Annotated in this window: 1 protein-coding gene; it reads right to left on the bottom strand. The window is 43.2% G+C overall.

All coding sequences use genetic code 11. From position 1 onward, the window contains the following. Positions 1-1,070, bottom strand: a 1,070-nt coding sequence (locus tag AC1EU2_RS18715) for a VCBS domain-containing protein (protein ID WP_480299792.1), incomplete at both ends; no start/stop codon positions are given.

Genomic DNA, 1,070 nt, shown 5'->3' with positions numbered 1-1,070 from the left:
GTGTTGGCAACAAAGGCTAAATCTGGATTATCCACATCTGTCGCAGTCAATGTGCCTTCTGCAAATAACTCGATGTCTTCAATCACCATTCCAGTATCTTCACTGATGAGTGGTAGGTCATCGGTACCGGTTATTTTGATTTTCAGGATGGCAGTATCTAAACCACCATTTTGGTCACTGGCGGTATAAGTGAAGTTTTCAAAGACGATTTCACCTCCTTTAAGTCCGGCGGTCACTGCTCGGCTCTTATCTAGATAGTACGTAAAGCTACCGTCGGCATTGAGTACTAACGTACCGTAAATGCCATCAATGCTTTGTCCTGCATCTACAGTTGTGCCACCAAACTGAACTTGCGTGACGATAAGATCGTCATTTTCAACGTCAGTATCGTTTTCAAGGACATTACCATTAACCAGCGTAGTTTGTTGCGCTGCACCGAAAGCGTCATTTTGACCATAACTGCTAATAAGCTCAGCCGTGTTGGTATCGAAATTAAAGGTATAAATATTGTTTTCAGAAAAGATGTATAGCCGTCCACCATGACCTGAAATCAAACCGTAATTAAGGGTGGAGCCAGTAACATTTTCTTTGATGATTGTAGCAACAGCGCTACCTGATGCATCGAAATCAATGCGAGCCAGATGCCCCAAACTGGTCGTAAAGTACATTTCACCTTGATGGAATACTATGTCACCCGCTGAATTGACACCTAAGGTGTCATATGTGGCAACCACATCCCCAAACTGACCAGCATCACTGGTGTTTAACTGATAAAGGTTATCGCCACCTGAAGCGTATAAGTCACCATTCGGCGCAAACGTTAAACCATTCGACCATGGCACTGAATCATTAATGACTGTCGTTGTGCCTGTTACTGGGTCAATCATATAAAGAATACTGCCCGATATGCCATACATCACCCCTTGTGGTGAGATAGCAATATCAGTCATATATTGACCCAATTGTGCAATAACTTCATGTTCGCCTGTCTCAGGGTCAACACGTAATAAGTTCTTCTGATTATCAACAACATAAGCCGTATTAAACGGCGCATCCGGCTCGTTTACTTC

This window comes from Parashewanella sp. 2304DJ23-3 (genome assembly GCF_056591695.1).
The sequence above is the reverse complement of the archived record's forward strand: the minus strand, read 5'-3'. Positions and strand labels throughout refer to the sequence as shown.